General features: G+C 71.4%; 1 pseudogene. It reads right to left on the bottom strand.

The annotated features are described in order from the left end of the window. Window positions 1-346: pseudogene (locus tag KVT44_RS55795) on the bottom strand (alkaline phosphatase family protein); the annotation flags it as partial.

Below are 346 nucleotides of genomic sequence, written 5' to 3'. Positions count from 1 at the left end.
CCCCAGTCGCACCATCGGGACGACGCGCTCCTGATCGGTGAGTGATCCGTGCTGCCCGATCATGCTCTGCGGCCGCTTGTCCGACTCCCGGTCGTCGTAGTACGCGACCGCTGAGCGGGCGGCCACCAGGACGTCGCCGATGCGAGGGAGCACCTCCGCGTCCACGACCTCGCCGAACAGGCCCGCCGCGACCGCCTCGTCGCGCGACAGCCCCCAGGACCTTCCGGACTCGGCCTCGTGCCACCGACGCAAGACGTCGTCCGCGCGTCCCTTCTCCGCGTAGAGATGGAGCATGCGCGGCTCGCCGCCCACGATGCGGACGTCGTCCACCAGCGGATCGCCGTCC

This window comes from Streptomyces sp. GbtcB7, from assembly GCF_019091445.1.
Taxonomy (GTDB): domain Bacteria; phylum Actinomycetota; class Actinomycetes; order Streptomycetales; family Streptomycetaceae; genus Streptomyces; species Streptomyces mirabilis.
The sequence above is the reverse complement of the archived record's forward strand: the minus strand, read 5'-3'. Positions and strand labels throughout refer to the sequence as shown.